Annotated in this window: 1 protein-coding gene; it reads right to left on the minus strand. The window is 29.4% G+C overall.

Features of this window, described 5'->3' with window-relative positions; genetic code table 11:
- The coding region (locus tag F1B92_RS08715) for a hypothetical protein (RefSeq protein WP_154571448.1) at nucleotides 1-355 on the minus strand (355 nt) is incomplete at its 3' end.
- Nucleotides 356-550: the final 195 nt, after the last annotated feature.

Raw genomic sequence — 550 nt, forward strand, 5'->3', positions numbered from 1 at the left:
CAAAAGCGTAGTTTAGATATTTATTTTCATTTTCTGGTGGATAAAATTTTTTAATAGGTGTATTTGCATCATCTGTGCAAAAACTTTCTATACATATTTTTTTCTTCTCTTTTTTTAAAGGATTTTCTTCTTCTTCATCATCATTTTCTTCTTCATGATTCCCTTCGTTTAATTCTTCTTTTGTGGCTGGTCTAAAATATCTATCTCTATATGCTTTTAGTTCTTTGCTTAATCCAGTGAAGTTTGGAACATCTTCCATATATTCAGCAAGCTCTTTATCGCTAAGAAAAAAATTTGCATTTAAATATTTAAAATAATTTGTCTTAAATTTTTTAGAACCCCATCTGTTTTGCAATAACTGTTCTGTTTTATAAAATTGCTCCCCCTCTTGATGATATCTTGTCCAGTTTAAATTTGTATNNACTCATGCCCACCTGCTGGATATATTGTATTTGCTGGCCAACCAATTTTTTGTGAACTATATCCAGCAAGATATTTAGAATCTCCTACAACATTAGCTACTTTTTGATCTTCATAATTTACTTCATGT

The organism is Campylobacter portucalensis, assembly GCF_009690845.1.
Taxonomy (GTDB): Bacteria; Campylobacterota; Campylobacteria; order Campylobacterales; family Campylobacteraceae; genus Campylobacter_B; species Campylobacter_B portucalensis.